Genomic DNA, 19,054 nt, shown 5'->3' on the forward strand with positions numbered 1-19,054 from the left:
AGCTCTGACGGAGAGGCCGTAGCGGCTCGACACGCCTCAGCCCAGGCTCGCCCGCGCCAGCGCCAGGAAGCCGGCCAGGTCGACCACCTCGGCGCGAACGTCGGGGCTGATCCCGGCCTTCTCGCAGAGGTCGCCGCCCCCCAGACCCTTCAGGCTGGAGCGCAGCATCTTGCGGCGTTGGCCGAAGGCGGCGGCGGTGACGCGTTCGAGGGCGGCGATCAGGTCGGCCGGCGGCGGGTCGGCCTTGGGCACGAGGCGCACCACGGCTGAGGCGACCTTGGGCGGCGGGGTGAAGGCCTTGGCCGGCAGGTCCATGACGATCTTGGCGTCGCACAGCACCTGGGAGATGACGGCCAAGCGGCCGTAGGCGTCGTCGTCCGTCTGCGCGACGATGCGCTCGGCGACTTCCTTCTGGAACATCAGGGTCATCGACAGCGGCTTGAAGGGGCCCGTGAGCCAGTTGATCAACAGCTGGGTGCCGACATTGTAGGGCAGGTTGGAAACGACGTGGGCCGGCCCGCCGGCGGCCTTCAGCGCATCGACCCTCAGGGCGTCGCCCTCGACCAGCTCCAGGCGGCCGTCGGCGACCTCGGCGAGCTCTGACAGGAGGGGCAGGAAGCGGCTGTCCTTCTCGATGGCCACGACGCGGGCGCCGGTTTCCAGCAGGGCGCGGGTCAGGCCGCCGGGACCAGGACCGACCTCGACTACGGTGTCGCCTTCGCCAACCTGCGCCATGCGGGCGATCTTGCGCGTGATGTTCAGGTCCAGCAGGAAGTGCTGTCCGAAGCTCTTGCGGGCCAGCAGGTCGTGGCGCTCCAGGGCCTCGCGCAGGGGCGGCAGGTCGGCCAGGCTCATCGTCTCTATCTTTCAGGCGCCGCGGCGGGCGGCGATGTCGGCCGCCAGCTTGATGGCGGCGATCAGGCTATCGGGACGGGCGACGCCGCGTCCAGCGATGTCGAAGCCGGTGCCGTGGTCGGGCGAGGTGCGTACGATCGGCAGGCCCAGGGTGATGTTCACCCCGCCCCAGAAGTCGAGCATCTTGACCGGGATCAGGGCCTGGTCGTGATACATGCACAGCACCCCGTCATAGCCGAGGCGGGCGGCGGGGTGGAACAGGCTGTCGGCCGGGGCGGGCCCGAAGGCGTCGACGCCCAGGTCCTTCAGGGCGCGGACGGCGGGGGCGATGATCTCGATTTCCTCGCGGCCCAAGGCCCCGCCTTCACCGGCGTGCGGGTTGAGGGCGGCGACCGCCAGGCGCGGCGAGGCAATGCCGAAGTCCTTGCGCAGGGCCTGGGCGGTGACGAGGCCGCTGGTGACCACCTTCTCGATGGTCAGGGCGGCCGGGACCTTGGCGATGGCCGTGTGTATGGTCACCAGGGTCGCCCGCAGATCGCCAGCGGCCAGCATCATCACCGGCCCGCGCGCGCCGTCGAACGTCTCGTCGACGGTCAGCTCGGCCAGGAACTCGGTGTGGCCCGGAAACTTGAAGCCGGCTTCGTAGAGCGGCGCCTTGGCGATCGGCGCGGTGACCAGGCCCGAGACGGCGCCGGACAGCGCCAGCCCGACGCCGGTCTCGATCCAGCGGATCACCTGGGGCGCATAGGCGGGGGAGGGCTGGCCGGAAATGACCGGCGATAGGACGGGAATGTCGATGACCGGCAGGGCGTTGGCGAAGACGCCGACGGCCTCGTCCGGACCGGTCACGGCGCGAACCTTTACCCCGCCTCCGGCCGAGGCCAGCAGCTGGGCGTCGCCCACGACCACGAAGGTCGGGCCGTCCTGACGCAGGGCGGCCCAGGCCTTGGCGATGATCTCCGCGCCGACGCCGGCGGGATCACCGGCGCTGAGAGCGAGGGGGCGGAGGGGCACCGGGTTCTGGCCTATCGGGTCTCGATGGTCGCCTGGTTGCGCAGGTCGCGCAGGTAGCGCTTGGAGATCAGCGCCAGCTGCTGGCCGCGCAGGCGGTTTTCGATCTGGTCGTGCGACGGGGCGTTGGCGCCGCCCTGGCGCTTACCGCAGACCGCGATCAGGTGCATGCCGGCGTCGGTGCGGATCGGATCCGAGATCTGGCCGACGTCCAGCTTGTTGGCGGCTTCCTGGAAGGCGGGGGCCAGATCGGTGATCTCGGCCTCGCCAAGGTCGCCGGCGACCAGGCCGTCCACCTTGCCGGCGGTGGCTTCCAGCGTCTGGCAGTTGGTGATCTTGGGCTTCAGGTCGGTCAGCAGCTTGGTAGCCGCGGCGACCTGGGCCTCGGTGGCGTCGGCGGCCAGCGGCGCGGCGACCTGCTTGAGGTCGACGATCGCCGTCTTCGAGCCGGCGCGCTTGTCGCGTAGATAGACGATGTAGACGCCGTCCTTGACCTGGATCGGCTTGGACAGCTGGCCGGGGCGCAGCTCTTCGAGCGCGGCGTCGACTTCCGGCGGCATTTCGCCCGGGCTGACCCAGCCCACGTCGCCGCCGTTGGCGGCCGTTGCCGAACCCGAGAACTGGCGGGCGACGGCCGCGAAGGGCGCGCCTTGCTGCATCTGGTTCAGCAGCTGGGCGGCGCCGTTGGTGGCGACTTCCATGCCGCCGACACGGGCGGCGTCGAGGAAGACTTCGCTGACCTGATACTGCGGCTTGGCCGCGGCGTCGGCGAGGCGCTTCTGGTAAGCCTTGACCTGGTCCTCGCCGATGCGAAGGCGCGAACCGTAGCGGCCCTGGATCCAGCTCTGCCACGAGGAGTCGGCGCGCAGCTGAGCGCGCCAGGTGTCCAGGCCAATGCCTTGCTGGACCAGCGATTGCTTCAGCTGGTCGGCGCTCATCTTGTTGGACTGGGCGATGTCGCCGATCTGCTCGTCGACTTCCTTGTCGGTCGAGATGATCGTGATCTTCTGCTGCTTCTCGAGGCGCTTCAGCTCCTGCATCTGCAGGTGCTCGTCGATCAGCGAGCGCAGGGCTTCCTGCTCGATCTGCGGCAGGTTCTCCTGAGTGGGCTGCATCCCCGAGGTGGCCATCAGCAGGCGCATGCGCTGCATCAGGTCATAGCTGGAGACGATCTCGTCGTTGACGACCGCCGCCACGCTCTCGGACAGCGGGTTCACCGGAGCCGCTGGCGCAGCCTGGGCGGGCGGAGCCGCCACCTGCGGGGGCGCCGCCGCCGGCTGTTGGGCCTGGAGGGCTTGAGCGGGCAGGCCGAGGCTCGCCACGGTCAGGGCGAGAATGGACGCGGCGCCGGCCGCGAAAGTCGTGACGCTACGCGCAGACCGCATGGATAGTGTCGTTCCTCTAGTCCCTGGCCGCACCCGGGGGGCGCGGTCGGTTATCATGTTTTCCGAAGTGACGAACGCCAAATCTGACGTTTCCCCCTGGTCGACCAAGTGGTCGTCGCCCCCGAGACACACCGGGCGGACGCGCGCGGACGCGGCACGCCCCCCCAAGACGTGTTCACTCATTTGGTCCCGTATCCTGCTGCGCCCAATGTGGCGAACGAAAGGCTGAACACGATCGTATGGTCAGGCTGCAGGCGAAGACCGTTGGCCGTCGAGGCGTAGCGGTCCTGCTGCTGGTAGATGACGTCGATGCGGATGCAGTCGTCCTGGTAGGCGACGCCCAAGTCACGGCGGCGCCAGACGTCGGCCACCATGTCGCGCTGACCGAAGGTGGTCAGCGAGAAGTGTTTGGTCAACTTCAGCTCGCCGCGGGCTTCGAAGTTTTCCTGGCGGTTGCCGTTGGAGTCCAGCTCGTCCTTCAGATAGCGCACTGAGGCGTAGCCGCGCTTGGTGAAGGCGTCGATGCCCGTTTCCAGGCGACGGATTTCCTGGGTGTCCGAATCGAGGCGCGTGCGGGCGAAGGCGGTGATCCCGCGGATCGGGGTGACCGTGGCGGCCACGATCCAGTCGGACGACTTGCTCTGCAGGCCGGTGCGGGCCGGGATCAGCGGATCGAACTCGGAGCGGAAGCTGCGGCCGACCAGGATGCTGCCGCTGCGGCCGCCCGGCAGAGTGTAGGTCGCGCGGCCGCCGAGGTTGAGGCGCTGTCCGCCCTCATAGAGGTCGAAGCCCGGAGACTTGTTGGCCTGGAACAGGTTAGTCTCGTCAAACTCCAGGGTCGCGCTGTCCTCGTTGTAGAGGTAGGTCGTCGTTCCGTTGCGAGCCACGACGGTCGTTACGCGCGAGCTGTCCGAGCCGACGGCGACCTGGGCCAGGGGCTCCAGCACGACGCTGCCGCCGTTCTTCAACGGCTTGTAGAACGGCAGGGTGAAGTCGACGCCGCCCACGCCCACAGCGCGGGTATAGGTGTCCTTGGTGTCGTCACCCAGGGCCGCGGCCGCCGGCGTGATGTAGGACTTGATCGAATAGGCGTCGCCGCGCGCCTGGGCGAAGGGCGAAACCTTCAGGCCGTTGCCGACGATCGTGCTGGACCGCCAGTCTGCCTTGAAGCTGGCGCGGGTGGAGTCGACGCCGCTCTGGCCCTTGTAGTCGGGCAGGTAGTAGGGCGGTTCGCCGTACTGCGACTCCGAACGGTTGAGCATGACGCCCGAGCCCTGCAGGCGCAGGCGGCCGCCCAGCACCGGGCTGTCCGGCTCCCAGCGGGCCTCGACCAGCGGGCCGATCAACGGGAAGGCGCCGCTGTTTTCGAAGGCGTTGGCCGAGTTGGTCGTCGGGTTGATGCCCACGACGCGAAGGCCCTGGATCGAGACGGCCGAGACCGAGAACCACGAACGCGCGTCCTGGCGGGTGGCGTAGAGCTGCGACACGAGGCGATGGTCGTCGCTCGTGAACAGGCCGCGCTGCACGTAGACGTCGTTGACCTTGTACTTGTCGAACAGCAGGGCGTCGGAGACGCGTTCGGCCGTGAAGCCCCACTTCCACTTCTCGTTGATGTCGAACTTGCCGTTGGCCAGGATGTAGCTGCGGGCCGTCGACTGACCGAAGCGGTCGCCGTGGATGTCGAAGTCCTTGTCGTAGGTGAAGCCGCCGCGCGCCTCGATCGTCCCCGAGTAGAAGCGCTTGCGATAGTTCACGTTCAGGAACGGATTGACGCCCGTGCTGATCTGCGGGGCGATGATCACGTCCGAGGACGGCGAGATCACATAGTAGTAGGGCTGGTTGTACGAGGTGCCCCGGCCCTTGGAGAAGTCGATCTTTGGCGCCAGGAAGCCCGAGCTGCGCTTGGCCTGCGGATCCGGGTGCCAGAACAGCGGCATGTAGAGGATCGGCGCGCCCCACAGACGGATGGTGGCGTTCTTGTAGTAGATGAGCTGCTTCTGCTTATCCTGTACGATCTTGTCGGCCGAGACCGACCAGGTCGGGGTCGGCTTGTCGGCGCAGACCTCGCACGGGGTGTAGATCGCCCGGTTCAGTTCCTGGATGTTGGCGTTGCGCCGCACAGCCGAGACCGACGCGATCTTCATGTTCTGGTCGAGGCGGGCCGCGAAGTTCTGGGCGAAGCCCGCCTTCATGTCCTTGTCGATTTCCATGTGGTCGGCGAACTCGGCCGTCCCGTCGGGATTGATCAACTGGACGTGGCCGTTGGCAGTGATCTCGCCGGTCTTGGAATTATAGATCACCTCGTCGGCGCGCAGGGTGCGGCCCTGGTAGCGACTCTGCACCTTGCCGCGCGCGGTCATGATCTGGTTCACGTCGTCGCGGATCAGCAGGTCGGACTCGAGGTAATAGCCCTCATCCGTCAGGCCGTCGGACGGCGTGGCGGGGACCACCGGCGTCGGCGGGATCGTGGCCAGGCTTTGCTGGGCGTGGGCCGCGCCGGCGCAGACGAACGCCAGCCAGGCCGCGCCGCTGAACAGCAGCGCGCGGCAGGCGGACGGGACGCTGGGACGCGTTTCAGTCATGAATGACCCTGGAAGCAATGACTCACCCATCTTCCGTATAGCAAAGCAAAGTGAAGCCCGCCAAAAGCGCGACGGTTGGCGGTGTCCATGCGGCGATGAACGGGGCCAGAACATCGGCCTTGCCCAAGGTGCTGCATAGCTCGTTGAAGAAGAAGAACCCAAAGCCGAGGGCGACGCCAGAACCCGCCAGCGCGGCCAGGCCGCCCAGCCGCATCAGGCGCAGCGAAAACGCCGCCGCCAGCACCGACATGGCGGCGAACAGGATCGGCGTGGCCAGGTCCTGCTGCAGGCGCAGCTTGAACGGCGCGGCCGAGAACCCTGCGTCCTCGGTGCGCTGGATCGTCGCCGGCAAACGCCAAAGCGCTACGGCCTGCGGCGTGTTGAAGCGCTCCGAGGCGGTGCGGTCGTCGAGGTTCGAGGGGATCGACAGGCTGTCTGAGCGGATCGCCCCGGCGCCGGGCGTGGCCTCGCGCACGCCGGTCAGGCGCCAGAAGCCCGGCTCCAGCCGCGCCTCGTTGGCTTCGATCCGGCGGGTAAAGTCCATCACGCCCTTGGCGTTGAGGCTGTAGACGAACAGTGACACGCCCTTCAGCCGCACCGAGCCGTCGACCAGGTCGCGCGCGCGGGCGCGGATGACGATCTGAGTCTTGTCGTCGCCCTGGCGCAGCCAGATGCCCTTGGGGGTTTCCTTGAGATAGCCGTTCATGACCCGATCGCGCTCGGTCTCGAACTTGGCGGTCATGGCCGTGGTCAGCGGGTTGAGCAGGGTGATGCTCAGCAGGCCGATGAAGAACGAGGCCATCGCCGCGGGCATGATGAACCGCCAGGCCGACACACCGGCCGCGCGCATGGCGATCAGCTCGCTGCGCCGGTTCAGCTCGACGAAGGCCCACATGGTGCCGAACAGGAACACGAACGGGGCCAGCACCAGGATGGTGGCCGGGGACTGCAGGACGGTCAGGTACAGCAGCTGGAAGAAGCTGGCGTCGGCGCGAGTCCCGACATTGCGGGCGATGTCGACGAAGGCGATCAGCATCACCATCGCGCCCAGCACGGCCAGGGCCGCCACCAGTGCGCTCATGGTGCGCTTGAGGACGTAGCGTTCCAGCATGCCCATGGTCAGCATCACGCGGCTCCCGAAAGGGCGGGGGCGGCCTGGGCCATCCGGGCGGCGCGACGCTTGGAGACTTTCTGGCGGAAAATCTGCGCCAGGCTCCACCACATGGCGGCCAGCGGCACCATGTACTGCAGGACGTTCAGCCAGGCGCTGTCCTCGCAGGCGGCCTGCACGCCGAAGCCGACGATGCGGACTACGGCGGCGGCGGCGCCGACGGCGGCCATCCGCTTGCCATAGCCCATGCGGCTGAACGAGCCGCCCAGCACGGCCGCCAGGGCCATGGTCATCAGGGCGATGTTGTAGAGCGGGGCGGCGAAGCGCGAATGGCCCTCGGCCAGCAGCTTGCCCTTGTTCCTCTGCTCCCAGTCCTGGGTCAGGTCGGGGAAGAACAGCTCGTGCGGATAGCGGTCGGCGATCTTGTAGTGCAGCAGCTCGTCGGTATGCGACAGGCTGGAAAGGTCGAAGGTGTACTCGTCGAACGAGGTGTATTGCAGCACGCCCTGGCGCGAGAACTGCTGGTTGGAGCCATGGCGCATGATCAGCACCGGCTCGCCCTTGCGGGTAGCGATCTCGGCTTCGCGCGACGAATAGGTCGAGGCGCCGCCGTTGGCCGTGTCCTGGTGGATGAACAGGTTCTGGATCTTGTTGTCGCGGTCGATCGACTGCGCATAGACGGTCAGGCCCGGGCCCGGCTCGGTGAACTGGCCCGGCTGGACCAGGGTCGAGGCGACGTCGGTCTTGATGTCGAAAGACGTCTCGCGGATCTGGCGGGCGCTCCAAGGCTGCAGCCACAGGCCCGACACCAGCGATATCAGGGCCGCGATCACCGCCAGGCGCATGGCCGGCGAGATGACGCTCCATCGGCTCATGCCGCCGGCGAAGCAGACGACGATCTCCTGCTCGGTGTGCAGACGGTTCAGCGCCACCAGCGCGGCCACGAACAGGGCCAGCGGCATCATGATGCCCAGCAGCTGGGGCAGGGCCAGGACGATGATCTTCAGGAACACCAGCGCGCTCTGGCGCTGTTCCACCAGGACGTCGAACTCCGACAGGCTGCGCGCCAGCAGCGCAAGCGCCACCAGGGCCGCCGTCGCCAACAGCGTCGGACCCAACAACTGGCGGAAGAGATAGCGTTCTATGAGGCGCATCTAGTGGGGGTTCGGGCGGATGGATTCGTGGGACGAACCCCGAAGATGGGTCGTTCTACACGGGGGCTTCGCGTCCGCACAACCGGTGAGCTGACTTAGCTGTGCCGAGTGGGGGGCAACGGAGCCTTTTCTATGGCGCGGCATTGGACTATGCCGCCTAGTTGAAGATGAGTGGCGGCGCGTCCTAGCACGCCATCTAGACGTCGCCCAAATGCAGGAGCGCGGCATGCGTATCGAGTTCGTCCCCGTCGACACCCAGGCCGGCGCCACGGCCGCCCTTGCCGTCCTGGCCCACGAGGGCGCGGCCCTGTCGCCGGAGGCCAAGGCGGCCAATGAGTCGACCGGCGGCGCCCTGGCGCGCGCCATCGCCGGTGGCCGCTTCACCGGCGCCAAGGGCCAGACCCTGGATCTCGTCGCTCCGCACGGGCTGGAAGCCGCCCGCCTGGTGCTGGTCGGCGTCGACGGCTCGGGCGCGGTGGAGCCGGAAGCGGTCGAGACCGCCGCCGCCTCGGCCTATCAGGCTGTGAAGACCACGGGCGTCACCGAACTGGTGCTGAAGCTGGGCGCCGACGCCGAGAGCGCCGCGCGCGCCGCGTTCGGCGCGCGTCTGGCGGCCTATCGCTTCGACAAGTATCGCACCACCGAAAAGGCCGAGAAGAAGCCCTCGGTCCAGGTGGTCAAGGTCGCCGCCGCCGACCCGATCAAGGCCCAGAAGGCTTACGAGCCCCTGGCCGCCCTGGCCGACGCCATCGTCTTCAGCCGCGATCTGGTGTCCGAGCCGGCCAACATCCTGCACCCCGAGGAGTTCGCGGCGCGCGCCAAGAGCCTCGAGAGCCTGGGCCTGGAAGTCGAAATCCTGGGCGAGGCCCAGATGGCCGAACTGGGCATGGGCAGCCTGCTGGGCGTGGGGCAGGGAAGCCGCCGCGAGAGCCAGCTGGTGATCATGAAATGGCTGGGCGGGGCGGACAAGAACGCTCAACCCATCGCCTTCGTCGGCAAGGGCGTCACCTTCGACACCGGCGGCATCTCGATCAAGCCGGCTGACGGCATGGAAGACATGAAGTGGGACATGGGCGGCGCGGCCGCCGTGACCGGCGTCATGCATGCCCTGGCCGGCCGCAAGGCCAAGGTCAACGCCATCGGCATCCTGGGCCTGGTCGAGAACATGCCTGACGGCAACGCCCAGCGTCCGGGCGACGTGGTCACCTCGATGTCGGGCCAGACGATCGAGGTCATCAACACCGACGCCGAGGGCCGCCTCGTGCTGGCTGACGCCCTCTGGTACTGCCAGGAACGCTTCAAGCCGCAGTTCATGATCGACCTGGCCACCCTGACCGGCGCGATCATCATCTCGCTGGGTCACGACTACGCCGGTTTGTTCAGCAATAACGACGGCTTGTCGGAGAAACTTCTCGCCGCCGGCAAGGGCGAGCGCGAGCCCCTGTGGCGCCTGCCGCTGCCGGCGTCCTATGAGAAGCAGATCGAAAGCCCGATCGCCGACATGAAGAACATCGGCGGCCGCCCGGCCGGCTCGATCACGGCGGGCCTGTTCCTGCAGCGCTTCGTCAACAATGTGCCGTGGGCTCACCTCGACATCGCCTCGGTGGCCTGGAAGAAGCCCTCCACCGACCCGACCGTCCCGGACGGCGCGGCCGGCTACGGCGTGCGCCTGCTCAACCGCCTCGTCGCCGACGCCTACGAAGGCTGAGCATGACCGCCGCGCCGTGCGAGGTCTGGTTCTACCACCTGGAGCGTTCGCCGCTCGAGGCGGTGCTGCCCGAGCTTCTGGAAAAGACGCTGGGCAGGGGCTGGAAGGCGCTGGTGCGCGGCGGCGATCCCCGTCGGATGGAGGCGCTGGACCAGCACCTGTGGACCTGGCGCGAAGACAGCTTCCTGCCGCACGGCCTGGCCAGCGAGCCGATGGCCGAGCGCCAGCCCGTGCTGCTGACCGCCGAGGACGGCAACCCGAACGCCGGTGACGCGCTGTTCCTGATCGACGGGGCCGAGCCGGGCGATCTGGCCGGGGTTTCGCGCTGCATCCTGCTGTTCGACGGCCGGGATGACCAGGCGCTGGCCATGGCGCGCGGACGCTGGTCCGTCTTCAAGAAGGCCGGGCATCCGGTGTCCTACTGGCGCCAGGGCGCCGAACGCGGTTGGGAGAAGCAGGCATGATGCGCGTGATCTCGGGTATCGGGGCCGCAATGGCTTTGGGTCTGGTCCTGGCCTCGTGCTCCAGCGCGCCCGAGCCGGCCCCTCCGCCGCCGCCCAGCACGCCCACCGCGCCGCCGGCCATCGCGCTGCCCGCCAAGCCGCCGGCCTCGTCGTCGGAAGCGGCCAAGGACCAATGCGGCCTGAAAGATGCTCAGGCCTTCGTCGGCAAGCCGCGCACCAGCCTGCCAGCGCCGGTCGACCCGTCGCGCTGGCGCGTGGCCTGCACGACCTGCCCGGTGACCATGGACTACCGCGCCGATCGCCTGAATATCCTGTTCAACGCGGATACAGGCGTCGTCCAGGAAGTGAAGTGCGGTTAGAAAACATGGTCTTCCAAGCTTTTCTGGCGTTTTCCCGGTTCCGATGAAATAACCGACTCGCCGGGGATTCTGCGCCGGCTGGTTCAGCGCATGGTCGACCTCCCGAAGATCGGATCCAAGACCGATGATAACTTGGCGGCCACCTTGCTGGCCGCCGTCGGCGTCGCCTTTGGTTTCGCCGGCTTAGCTTATCTCTGCGTCGAGATTCCCCGCGCCTACGATCACGTTACGCCCATCTGGCTGTCGAACGGCTTTCTGGCCGCGTGCCTGCTGTCGTCGCCGACGCGGCGGTGGCCCGCGCTGGTGGTCGGCGCGCTGCTGGGCGCCCTGGCGGCCGGCGCCCATGCCGGCGACAGGCCGACGCTCAACGCCATCTTGACCACCCTGAATGTCTCCCAAGGCCTGATGGCCGCTGTCGCGGTGCGCCGGATGACGGGCGAGGCGATCGACCTGGGCCGGCCGCGCGACATGCTGGCCTTCGTCCTTCTGGGCGGCTTCCTGGCGCCGACGATCTTGGGAACCATCGCCGCCTCGATCCACACCCTGATGCGCGGCGGCGGCCTGCTGAGCAACGTCACGGGTTGGGTGCTGAACGACATCCTGGGCATGCTGACCATTGGCCCCTGCCTGCTGGTGCTGTTCAGGGCGAAGCTCTATCTGCGCGAGCGCCCGCTGACCCGCGACGGCGTCCTGTCGATCGTCGCCTGTGGCTTGATGACCGCCGTGGTCTTCGGCCAGACCAAATACCCGATGCTGTTCATGGTGCCGCCGGTCATGTTCCTGGCGGCCTGGCGCCAGGAGGTGCTGGGCGCGGTTCTGGGCGTGGTGCTGGTGGCGGCGATCGCGCTCGTCCTGACCATCGCCGGCCGCGGACCCATCCACCTGATCCTGTCGGGCTCGGCCACCCAGTCGACCATGCTGCAGCTGTTCCTGGCCGTCTCGACCTTCGTCGCCCTGCCGGTGGCCGCCTTCCAGCGTCAGCGCCGCGCGATCATGGCCGAGCTGGTCGAGACCAGCGCCGCCGCCGCACGCAGCGAGGCCCAGTTCCGCCTGCTGGCCGAGAACGCCCTCGACATCATCGCCCACAGCGATCTCCACGGGCAGATGACCTATATTTCGCCAGCGGCGAGGGTCATCGTCGGCTACGAGCCGGAAGAACTGCTCGGCGCGCGCGCGCTCGAGATTCTGCACGACGACGACCGCGCTGAACTCCGCCGTGTCGTCGACGCCCAGCGGAACTCTCCGCGGGGCGTCGCTCCGCCGCCGGCCGAGGCCGTCGAATATCGTGTGTTCCGCAAGGACGGCGCGATGATCTGGCTGGAGGCGCGTCCGACCCTGGTCTGCGATCCTGTGACCGGCGAGCCCACTGGCATCACCGACATCATCCGTGATGTCACCGCCCGAAAGACGCTGGAGCTGGATCTCCGCGCCGCGCGCGCCGAGGCCGAGGCCGCCGCCGCCGTGAAGGGCGAGTTCCTGGCGAACATGAGCCACGAACTGCGCACGCCTCTGACCGCTGTCATCGGCTTCGCCAACCTGGCGGCCGACGAGCCGGATTTGTCGCCCCGCGCGCGCCGATATCTCGACCGCATCGCCACCGGCGGCCAGACCCTGCTGACGACGATCAACGACATTCTAGACTTCTCGCGGCTGGAGTCCGGGCGCATCGCGCTGAATGCCCGCCCGACCAGCGTCGCCGATCTGGTCGCCGAGGTGCTGGAGCTGAGCGGCGCCGACGCCATGGCCAAGGGCCTTGCGCTCGCGGCCGACGGCCTGACGGCGCTGCCGCCTCACGTGATGATCGACCCTGAGCGCGTGCGCCAGGTGCTGGTCAACCTGGTCGGCAACGCGGTGAAGTTCACCGAGACGGGCAAGGTCAGCCTCGCCGTCGTTCACCACGAGAACCGCTTGCGCATCGCCGTGGTCGACACCGGGCGTGGCGTGGCGGCCGAGGATCAGGCGCTGCTGTTCGCGCGCTTCTCCCAGATCGACGCGGCCCTGAACCGCCAGCACGGCGGCGCCGGCCTGGGCCTGGCCATCTCCAAGGGGCTCGTCGAGCTGATGGGCGGCGAGATCGGCGTCGAAAGCGAAGAGGGCCGGGGCGCGCGCTTCTGGTTCGAGATCCCGGCCCATGTCGCCCAGGCCGACGATGAGGAGCAGGCCGAGGACGACATCCCCCTGCCGCCGCCCGGCAGCCGCGTGCTGGTGGTCGACGACAACGCCGGCAACCGCGAGCTGGTCCGCTCGGTGCTGGAAGCCGTCGGAGTGGAGGTCGCCGAGGCGGTGGACGGTGAGGAGGGAGTCGCCGCCGCCGCCGCCGCGCCCTACGACGCCATCCTGATGGACCTGCGGATGCCGCGCCTGGACGGCGTCTCGGCCGCCCTGCGGATCCGGGCAGGGCGGGGACCCAGCGCCGGGGCGCCGATCATCGCCTTCTCGGCCGATGTTCGGATGGGGCCGCTGGACCCGGTCTTCGACGGCGCGACGCCCAAGCCGCTGACCGTGATATCCCTGCTGTCGACCCTGGCCGAGGCGATGAGCGAACCCACGCCCGCCAACGCCTAGCGCTTGCCGACGCCGGGGAACATCGCCACGCCGTCTTCGAAGACGCCCAGATAGCCCAGCTCGCCCAGCAGAGGCGTCAGGTCTTCGACCAAGTCGCCGGAGTGGGGCAGATGGGCCGGGCGGCCGGTCTGGTCGTGCAGGCGATAGACCGTCCACATCTTGCCCTTGGGCGCGGCGGCGCCGGGCTGGATGAACTTGTGCTCCCAGCCGATCAGGGGCGGGACGCGGCCGACCACGATGTCGAACGGGCGGTCTCGGAAGGCCAGGTCCATCTCAATTCGCATGGCCTCGCCGATCCGAGCGTTCACCCAGTCGGCGAACGCTTCCAGGACCGAGGACGCGGACAAGCCTTCCGGATTGGCCACGACATGGTTGCGAGGATGGGCGGTGCTCATGCGGCGCACCCTGCGCCGCCAGATGTCGCGGAAGCGCTAAACTTCTTGGTTCACGAGGGTTTACCCTAAACCCTCGATGTCTCTCGTGAAGCTCAGGCCTCCGCCGCCGCCAGTTCCTCGGCCAGGGTCATCCAGGTCGCTTCGGCCTCGTCCAGCTTGGCCTTGGCGTTGTCGCGGCGCTTGGTCAGCTCGGCCACCTTGGTCGGATTCTTGTAGAGCTGCGGGTCGGCCAACTGGGCTTCCAGCTCGTTCACCTGGCGCGTGGTGCGCATGACCACCTGCTCGGCGGCCTCGATCTTGCGCTTCAGGGGCTCGATGGCGACGGACTTCTTCGGCGCGGAAGCCGCCGGCTCGGGGGCGCGGGCCACCTGGGTCGGCTTCACGGCCTGCTTGGCGCGGTCCAGCACGAACTTGGCGTAGTCGTCCATGTCGCCGTCGAAGGGTTTCACCGTGCCGTCGGCGGCCAGCCACAGGCGGTCGGCGACCAGCTCCATCAGCGAGCGGTCGTGGGTGATCAGGATCACCGCGCCACTGTAATCGTTCAGTGCGTCCAGCAGGGCGCGACGCGAGTCGATGTCCAGGTGGTTCGTCGGTTCGTCGAGGATCAGCATGTGTGGCGCTTCCATCGCCACCATGTTGAGCAGCAGCCGGGCACGCTCGCCGCCCGACAGGTTGGCCACCGTGGTCTCCTGCTTCTCGAAGCCCAGGCCGAACTGGGCCAGTTTCGAGCGGCGCGAGCTCTCCGACGCGTCCGGCATGGCGCGGCGGATGATCTCGAGCGGGGTGTCCACCGGATCCATCGCCTCGATCTGGTGCTGGTGGAACCAGCCGACCTTCATCTTTCGGTCGCGGTGGAATTCGCCCGACTGCACGCCCAGCGCGCCGGCGATCATCTTGGCGAAGGTCGACTTGCCCGCGCCGTTGACGCCCAGCAGGCCGATGCGGTCGTCCAGGTCCATGCGCAGGTTGAGGTTCTTGAGGATCGAGCGGCCTTCCTCATAGCCCACATTCGCCCGTTCCAGGCGGATCAGCGGCGGCGCCAGCGGGCGCGGCGGCGAGGGCAGGGTGAAGGGCGCGACACGCTCCTCGATCGTGGTCGACACCGGCTCCATCTTGGCCAGGCGCTTCATGCGCGACTGGGCCTGGGCGGCCTTCGAGGCCTTGGCCTTGAAGCGGTCGACGAAGGCCTGCAGGTGGGCGCGTTCGGCGTCCTGCTTGGCCTTGGCCGACAGTTGCAGGCGAGCCTTCTCGGCGCGGCGCTTCTCGAAGTCGTCGTAGCCGCCGGTGTAGAGTTCCAGCTTGCCGCCGGCCAGGTGCAGCATGTGCGTACAGCTGTTGTTGAGCAGTTCGCGGTCGTGGCTGACGATCAGGGCCGTGTGCGGGTACTTCTGGAGCCTCGCCTCCAGCCACAGCGCGCCTTCCAGGTCGAGATAGTTGGTTGGTTCGTCCAGCAGCAGCATGTCCGGCTCGGCGAACAGCGCTGCGGCCAGGGCCACGCGCATCCGCCAGCCGCCGGAGAACTCGCTCATCGGACGCGCCAGGTCATCTTGCGTGAAGCCCAGACCCACCAGGATTTCCGAGGCCTTGGCGGGGGCGGCGTCGGAATCGATCTCGATCAGACGCGCCCAGATCTCGCCCATCGCCTCGGGATCGGCCGTCTCCAGCCGTGTCAGCAGGTCGTGGCGCTCCTCGTCGGCCTCCAGCACCGTGTCCAGCAGGGTGAACGGCGTGGCCGGGTGTTCCTGGTCCACCGAGCCGATCCGCGCGGACTTGGGCAGGCTGATCTCGTCGTCGCCGGCGTGCAGCTGGCCCAGGATCAGCTTGAACAGGGTCGACTTGCCCACGCCATTGCGGCCGATCAGACCGACCTTGGCGCCCGGCGGCAGGCTGACGCTGGCATGGTCGAAGAACTTCCGACCCCAGGCGTTGAAGGTCAGGTCACGGATCTGAAGCATTTTATGAAGGTTACGCGTCGGGGTTGGCGGGGAGGAGGCGCCCGGCTATAAGCCCGCAACCTCCTAATCCACAACTTTTCTGTGAGATCACTCCGTGACCGAACGCACCTTCTCGATCATCAAGCCGGACGCCACCCGTCGTAACCTGACCGGCGCCATCAATGCGGTGATCGAGGCCGCTGGCCTGCGCATCGTCGCTCAGCGCCGCGTGCGCCTGACCGAAGACCAAGCCAAGAAGTTCTATGAAGTCCACGCCGAGCGTCCGTTCTACGGCGAACTGGTCGGCCAGATGATCGCCGAACCGGTTGTCGTGCAGGTCCTGGAAGCCGAAGGCGCTGTTGCCAAGTATCGCGACGTCATGGGCGCCACCAACCCGAAGGACGCCGCCGAAGGCACCATCCGCAAGCTGTTCGCCCTGTCGATCGGCGAAAACTCGGTCCACGGTTCGGACAGCCTGGAGAACGCCGCGATCGAAATCGCCCAGTTCTTCACGGACGACCAAATCGTCGGCTAAGGCGCTCAGCCTTACCAACGCATCGAGGCCGGCGGGGCGATCCGCCGGCCTTTTTGTTTGGCCGATGCGGAAGGTTGTCTGACGAGCGAAGGTCGCTTTAGGGTGGATCGACGTGTTGCGGAGCTAAGCGTTCGGTGGGGTAGGGATGACGATTGGCCGAGGTCTCGCGGCTAGCCTGCTGGCCGCCGGGTTGCTGGTGAGCCCGGCCATGGCCGCCGCGCCCAAGCCTTGGGGTGACTTGGTCGTCAATCCGCAGGGCACAGGGCGATGGCTGCGAGCCGAGAGCGATCACGTCATTGTCTATACCGATGAGGGCCCGGAGATCGCGCGCCGAACGGCGGAGGACGTCGAGGCCCTGGATCGCGTCCTGCGGACGCTCTACGGCAAGCTGGACGCGCCGCCGCCGCGCAAGTTTCCGATCTATCTGGTGAAGGCGCCCAAGCGCAACGACATCATCAATCCGGACTATCGGCGCTTCATTCCCGACGCCATGATCTCCGCAGTGTCGGTCGATGTCGCCGAACCGGATGACATCTTCGCCATCGTGGTCCGCGACAGCTTTTCCTTCCATAAGGTAGTCGACGAGACGCTGGGCGACGACGGGGTGCTGGGCGCCTATGCGCTGCACTTCTTCAGCGAGAACTTTCCCTTCCGGCAGCCGCGCTGGCTGACCAAGGGGGCGGGCGTCTATTACAGCTCCATCGACATCCGACCCGACTACGTGACTATCGGCGGCATTCCAGCGCTGTTCGACAATGCGCTGGCAGCGAAGAATCTGGACGCCGTTCCCCGCCTGATCGCCGAGCGGGACATTGCGGCCGACCCGCGGGCGTGGGGTTACGACGCCCAGTCGGCGCTCCTGGTCCGCTATCTGTGGTCCGATCCGGACCGCAAGGCGCGGCTGGCGACCTTTCTGGACAAGCTGGAATCTGGGGCGACCGATCCGAAGGCCGCCTGGACCGAGGCGTTCGGTGAACCGCCGGAGGCGTTGGACGTGGGGCTGCGCGCCTTCTTGGACACGCCGCCGGTGCGAACGACGCTACCGCGAACGGAGGGCTCGCCGCCGACCATCCTGATCCGGAAAATGCCAAAGGGCGCGGACGATCTGATCCTTGAGATCCAGCGCCTGAAGGCTAGCCCCAGCGGCAATGCCATTTTTCTGCTGAACCGTGTCCGCGAAGCGGCGGCGCGCCGGCCGGGCGAGCGCTATAGCCGCCAGGCCCTGGCCCGCGCCGAGATCGTGCTGGGTGATCGCGACAAAGGCGAAAAATTGCTGACACAGTTGCTGGATGAGGACGCCGGCAATCTGGAGGCCTTGCGGCTGATGGGGACCAGCAAGCTCTATCGCGCGGCCGCCGAGCCCGAACCTGCGCGCAAGACCGCGTTGATGGTGTTGGCCAGGGGCTATCTGAGGCGCGCCGACGCGGAAGAACCGAACGACTACCAGACTCTGTTCCTTCTGGCTCAGACCATGGTCAGCGGCGAGACGCCGTCGCCGGAAAGGCTGGCCCTGCTGCGGCGGGCGGTCTCGCTGGCGCCGGAGGTGGCGAAGATCCGCCTCGTCGCTGCGGCTGCCTTCCTGCGCGCGAACGACGAGCGAACCGCCTTCCAACTGCTCAAGCCGGTGTCGGCAGACCCCAATGGCGGCGTGGCGGCGCGGCAGGCCAAGGCGCTGCTGGACATGATGGCGCCGTCCGCCGGAACACCGTAGCGGCCTATGGCGCGACGCTGTCGGATCGGTGACGATCCGACCGGTTCTTTGCGTCGGGAGTCGCCATGAAACACTACGAACGGAACGAGGTGGCGCTGGCTGTCGTGCTGGCGGGCGTGGCCGGCTATGTCGACGCGATCGGCTTCCTGAAGCTGGGCGGCTTCTTCGTCTCGTTCATGAGCGGTAACTCCACGCGCCTGGGCGTGGCCCTGGCCACCGCCAACTGGGCGGCGGCGGCGACCGTGCTGACCTTGGTCGGATCGTTCGTGGCCGGCGTGGTGCTGGGCGCCCTGACGGCGCGGGCGTTCGGCGAGAACCGCCGCTCGCCGGTTCTGGCCCTGGAGGCGACGCTGCTGGCGGCGGGCGCGGGCCTGCTGGCCCTCGGCTTCGACACCGCCGGCGTCACGGCCGTGGCCATGGCGATGGGGGCGGAGAATGCGGTCTTTCAGCGTAACGGCGACGTGGCCGTGGGCCTGACCTACATGACCGGCGCGCTCGTGAAGGCCGGCCAGCGCATCGCCGGCGCGCTCACCGGCGGCGAGCCCGCGGACTGGCTGCGCTACGTGCTGCTGTGGATGGGGCTTTCGGCCGGCGGCGCGCTGGGCGCTCTGACCTATCTGACGATCGGCGCTGCCGCGCTCTGGGCGGCCGTGGCGGTCGTCCTGGGCGGCGCGATCTGGGCCGAGCGGCGCTGGCGGTCCGTCTAGAGAGTCCTGACGAACGCGGCCAGCGTGTCGGCGTAGAGCCGGTGCTCCTGCTCCAGCACCCGCACCGCCAGGCTGTGGTCGTCGTCGCCGGCCAGGATCGGCACGCGGGCCTGGCCCAGGATCGGACCCTCGTCGACGCCCGCCGTGACCAGGTGGACGGTGCAGCCGGCCTCGACCTCGCCCGCCGCGATGGCGCGCGCGTGGGTGTCCAGGCCCGGATAGGCCGGCAGCAGGGACGGGTGGATGTTCAGCATCCGTCCCTCCCAGGCGTCGACCAGGAACGGCGTCAGGATGCGCATGTAGCCGGCCAGGGCGATGACCTGGATCCCGCGTTCGCGCAGGGCCGCGTCGATAGCCCGCTCGTGGGCCTCGCGATCCTTGCCGAAGGGCTTCTGGTCGACGCAAAGGGCCTCGATCCCCTCGGCCGCCGCCGTGGCCAGGCCGCCGGCGTCCGGTTTGTTGGCCAGTACAAGGGCGATCTCGAACGGGCAGTCGTCGGCCTTCGCCGCGCGGACCAGGGCCTCCATGTTGGAGCCCCGGCCCGAGATCAGGACGGCGACCTTGGTGCGTTGGGTCAT

General features: G+C 68.1%; 16 protein-coding genes. 7 read left to right on the forward strand and 9 right to left on the reverse strand.

Annotated features, from left to right (window positions below):
* Positions 1–36 precede the first annotated feature (36 nt).
* From rsmA to lptF, 6 genes are all read right to left on the reverse strand, one after another.
* The gene (gene rsmA, locus CSW62_RS10295) at positions 37–855 is read right to left on the reverse strand and encodes a 16S rRNA (adenine(1518)-N(6)/adenine(1519)-N(6))-dimethyltransferase RsmA (RefSeq protein WP_099577480.1); all 819 of its coding nucleotides are present in this window, start codon (positions 853–855) and stop codon (positions 37–39) included.
* A 12-nt stretch (positions 856–867) separates the two neighbouring features.
* Positions 868–1,869 carry a 4-hydroxythreonine-4-phosphate dehydrogenase PdxA gene (gene pdxA / locus CSW62_RS10300; protein WP_099577482.1) on the reverse strand — a complete coding sequence of 334 codons (1,002 nt, stop codon included), beginning with the start codon at positions 1,867–1,869 and terminating at the stop codon, positions 868–870.
* An 11-nt stretch (positions 1,870–1,880) separates the two neighbouring features.
* A complete protein-coding gene (locus CSW62_RS10305) occupies positions 1,881–3,251 on the reverse strand; it encodes a peptidylprolyl isomerase (RefSeq protein WP_233206655.1) in 1,371 nt (456 codons plus the stop codon).
* 179 nt (positions 3,252–3,430) lie between these two features.
* Entirely contained in the window at positions 3,431–5,863 is a 2,433-nt protein-coding gene (locus tag CSW62_RS10310) for an LPS-assembly protein LptD (RefSeq protein ID WP_099577486.1), read from the reverse strand.
* Positions 5,856–6,962 (reverse strand): LPS export ABC transporter permease LptG, encoded by a 1,107-nt coding sequence (gene lptG, locus CSW62_RS10315; protein WP_099577488.1) that lies wholly within the window; start codon positions 6,960–6,962, stop codon positions 5,856–5,858. Before lptG ends, CSW62_RS10310 begins: the two co-directional genes overlap by 8 nt.
* Positions 6,959–8,098 carry an LPS export ABC transporter permease LptF gene (lptF, locus tag CSW62_RS10320; protein ID WP_099577490.1) on the reverse strand — a complete coding sequence of 380 codons (1,140 nt, stop codon included), beginning with the start codon at positions 8,096–8,098 and terminating at the stop codon, positions 6,959–6,961. Before lptF ends, lptG begins: the two co-directional genes overlap by 4 nt.
* A 226-nt stretch (positions 8,099–8,324) precedes the next feature.
* Here lptF and CSW62_RS10325 point away from each other — a divergent pair, with 226 nt between their 5' ends.
* From CSW62_RS10325 to CSW62_RS10340, 4 genes are all read left to right on the forward strand, one after another.
* The gene (locus tag CSW62_RS10325) at positions 8,325–9,806 is read left to right on the forward strand and encodes a leucyl aminopeptidase (RefSeq protein WP_099582239.1); all 1,482 of its coding nucleotides are present in this window, start codon (positions 8,325–8,327) and stop codon (positions 9,804–9,806) included.
* A 2-nt stretch (positions 9,807–9,808) separates the two neighbouring features.
* Positions 9,809–10,270: a DNA polymerase III subunit chi gene (locus CSW62_RS10330; RefSeq protein ID WP_099577492.1), complete on the forward strand. Its 462-nt coding sequence runs from the start codon at positions 9,809–9,811 to the stop codon at positions 10,268–10,270.
* Complete coding sequence (locus CSW62_RS10335) at positions 10,270–10,629, forward strand: peptidase inhibitor I78 (protein WP_369827546.1); 360 nt, start codon at positions 10,270–10,272, stop codon at positions 10,627–10,629. Before CSW62_RS10330 ends, CSW62_RS10335 begins: the two co-directional genes overlap by 1 nt.
* 90 nt (positions 10,630–10,719) lie before the next feature.
* A complete protein-coding gene (locus tag CSW62_RS10340; RefSeq protein WP_099577496.1) occupies positions 10,720–13,194 on the forward strand; it encodes an MASE1 domain-containing protein in 2,475 nt (824 codons plus the stop codon).
* Here the strand turns inward: CSW62_RS10340 and CSW62_RS10345 are convergent.
* Together CSW62_RS10345 and CSW62_RS10350 are read right to left on the reverse strand one after the other, a co-directional pair.
* Entirely contained in the window at positions 13,191–13,589 is a 399-nt protein-coding gene (locus CSW62_RS10345) for a hypothetical protein (protein WP_099577498.1), read from the reverse strand. The two genes, CSW62_RS10340 and CSW62_RS10345, sit on opposite strands and share 4 nt — an antisense overlap.
* A gap of 92 nt (positions 13,590–13,681) precedes the next feature.
* Positions 13,682–15,544 (reverse strand): ABC-F family ATP-binding cassette domain-containing protein, encoded by a 1,863-nt coding sequence (locus CSW62_RS10350; RefSeq protein WP_099577500.1) that lies wholly within the window; start codon positions 15,542–15,544, stop codon positions 13,682–13,684.
* A gap of 94 nt (positions 15,545–15,638) precedes the next feature.
* Here CSW62_RS10350 and ndk point away from each other — a divergent pair, with 94 nt between their 5' ends.
* The 3 genes from ndk (at position 15,639) to CSW62_RS10365 (ending at position 18,476) form a co-directional block, all read left to right on the forward strand.
* Entirely contained in the window at positions 15,639–16,058 is a 420-nt protein-coding gene (gene ndk / locus CSW62_RS10355; protein WP_099577503.1) for a nucleoside-diphosphate kinase, read from the forward strand.
* 145 nt (positions 16,059–16,203) lie between these two features.
* Positions 16,204–17,769: a lipopolysaccharide assembly protein LapB gene (locus tag CSW62_RS10360; protein WP_099577505.1), complete on the forward strand. Its 1,566-nt coding sequence runs from the start codon at positions 16,204–16,206 to the stop codon at positions 17,767–17,769.
* A 65-nt stretch (positions 17,770–17,834) separates the two neighbouring features.
* A complete protein-coding gene (locus CSW62_RS10365) occupies positions 17,835–18,476 on the forward strand; it encodes a YoaK family protein (RefSeq protein ID WP_099577507.1) in 642 nt (213 codons plus the stop codon).
* Here CSW62_RS10365 and purN read toward each other — a convergent pair.
* Positions 18,473–19,054, reverse strand: a complete 582-nt coding sequence (purN, locus tag CSW62_RS10370; protein WP_099577509.1) for a phosphoribosylglycinamide formyltransferase — start codon at positions 19,052–19,054, stop codon at positions 18,473–18,475. The two genes, CSW62_RS10365 and purN, sit on opposite strands and share 4 nt — an antisense overlap.

Source organism: Caulobacter sp. FWC2 (assembly GCF_002742625.1).
Lineage (GTDB): Bacteria > Pseudomonadota > Alphaproteobacteria > Caulobacterales > Caulobacteraceae > Caulobacter.

Bases quoted from the DNA above. Each gene is read 5' to 3' on its own strand.
- rsmA (WP_099577480.1), bottom strand. From the start codon at position 855: ATGAGCCTGGCCGACCTGCCGCCCCTGCGCGAGGCCCTGGAGCGCCAC.
- CSW62_RS10305 (WP_233206655.1), bottom strand. From the start codon at position 3,251: ATGCGGTCTGCGCGTAGCGTCACGACTTTCGCGGCCGGCGCCGCGTCC.
- CSW62_RS10310 (WP_099577486.1), bottom strand. From the start codon at position 5,863: ATGGGTGAGTCATTGCTTCCAGGGTCATTCATGACTGAAACGCGTCCC.
- lptF (WP_099577490.1), bottom strand. From the start codon at position 8,098: ATGCGCCTCATAGAACGCTATCTCTTCCGCCAGTTGTTGGGTCCGACG.
- CSW62_RS10325 (WP_099582239.1), top strand. From the start codon at position 8,325: ATGCGTATCGAGTTCGTCCCCGTCGACACCCAGGCCGGCGCCACGGCC.
- CSW62_RS10330 (WP_099577492.1), top strand. From the start codon at position 9,809: ATGACCGCCGCGCCGTGCGAGGTCTGGTTCTACCACCTGGAGCGTTCG.
- CSW62_RS10335 (WP_369827546.1), top strand. From the start codon at position 10,270: ATGCGCGTGATCTCGGGTATCGGGGCCGCAATGGCTTTGGGTCTGGTC.
- CSW62_RS10340 (WP_099577496.1), top strand. From the start codon at position 10,720: ATGGTCGACCTCCCGAAGATCGGATCCAAGACCGATGATAACTTGGCG.
- CSW62_RS10345 (WP_099577498.1), bottom strand. From the start codon at position 13,589: ATGAGCACCGCCCATCCTCGCAACCATGTCGTGGCCAATCCGGAAGGC.
- CSW62_RS10350 (WP_099577500.1), bottom strand. From the start codon at position 15,544: ATGCTTCAGATCCGTGACCTGACCTTCAACGCCTGGGGTCGGAAGTTC.
- CSW62_RS10360 (WP_099577505.1), top strand. From the start codon at position 16,204: ATGACGATTGGCCGAGGTCTCGCGGCTAGCCTGCTGGCCGCCGGGTTG.
- CSW62_RS10365 (WP_099577507.1), top strand. From the start codon at position 17,835: ATGAAACACTACGAACGGAACGAGGTGGCGCTGGCTGTCGTGCTGGCG.
- purN (WP_099577509.1), bottom strand. From the start codon at position 19,054: ATGACCCAACGCACCAAGGTCGCCGTCCTGATCTCGGGCCGGGGCTCC.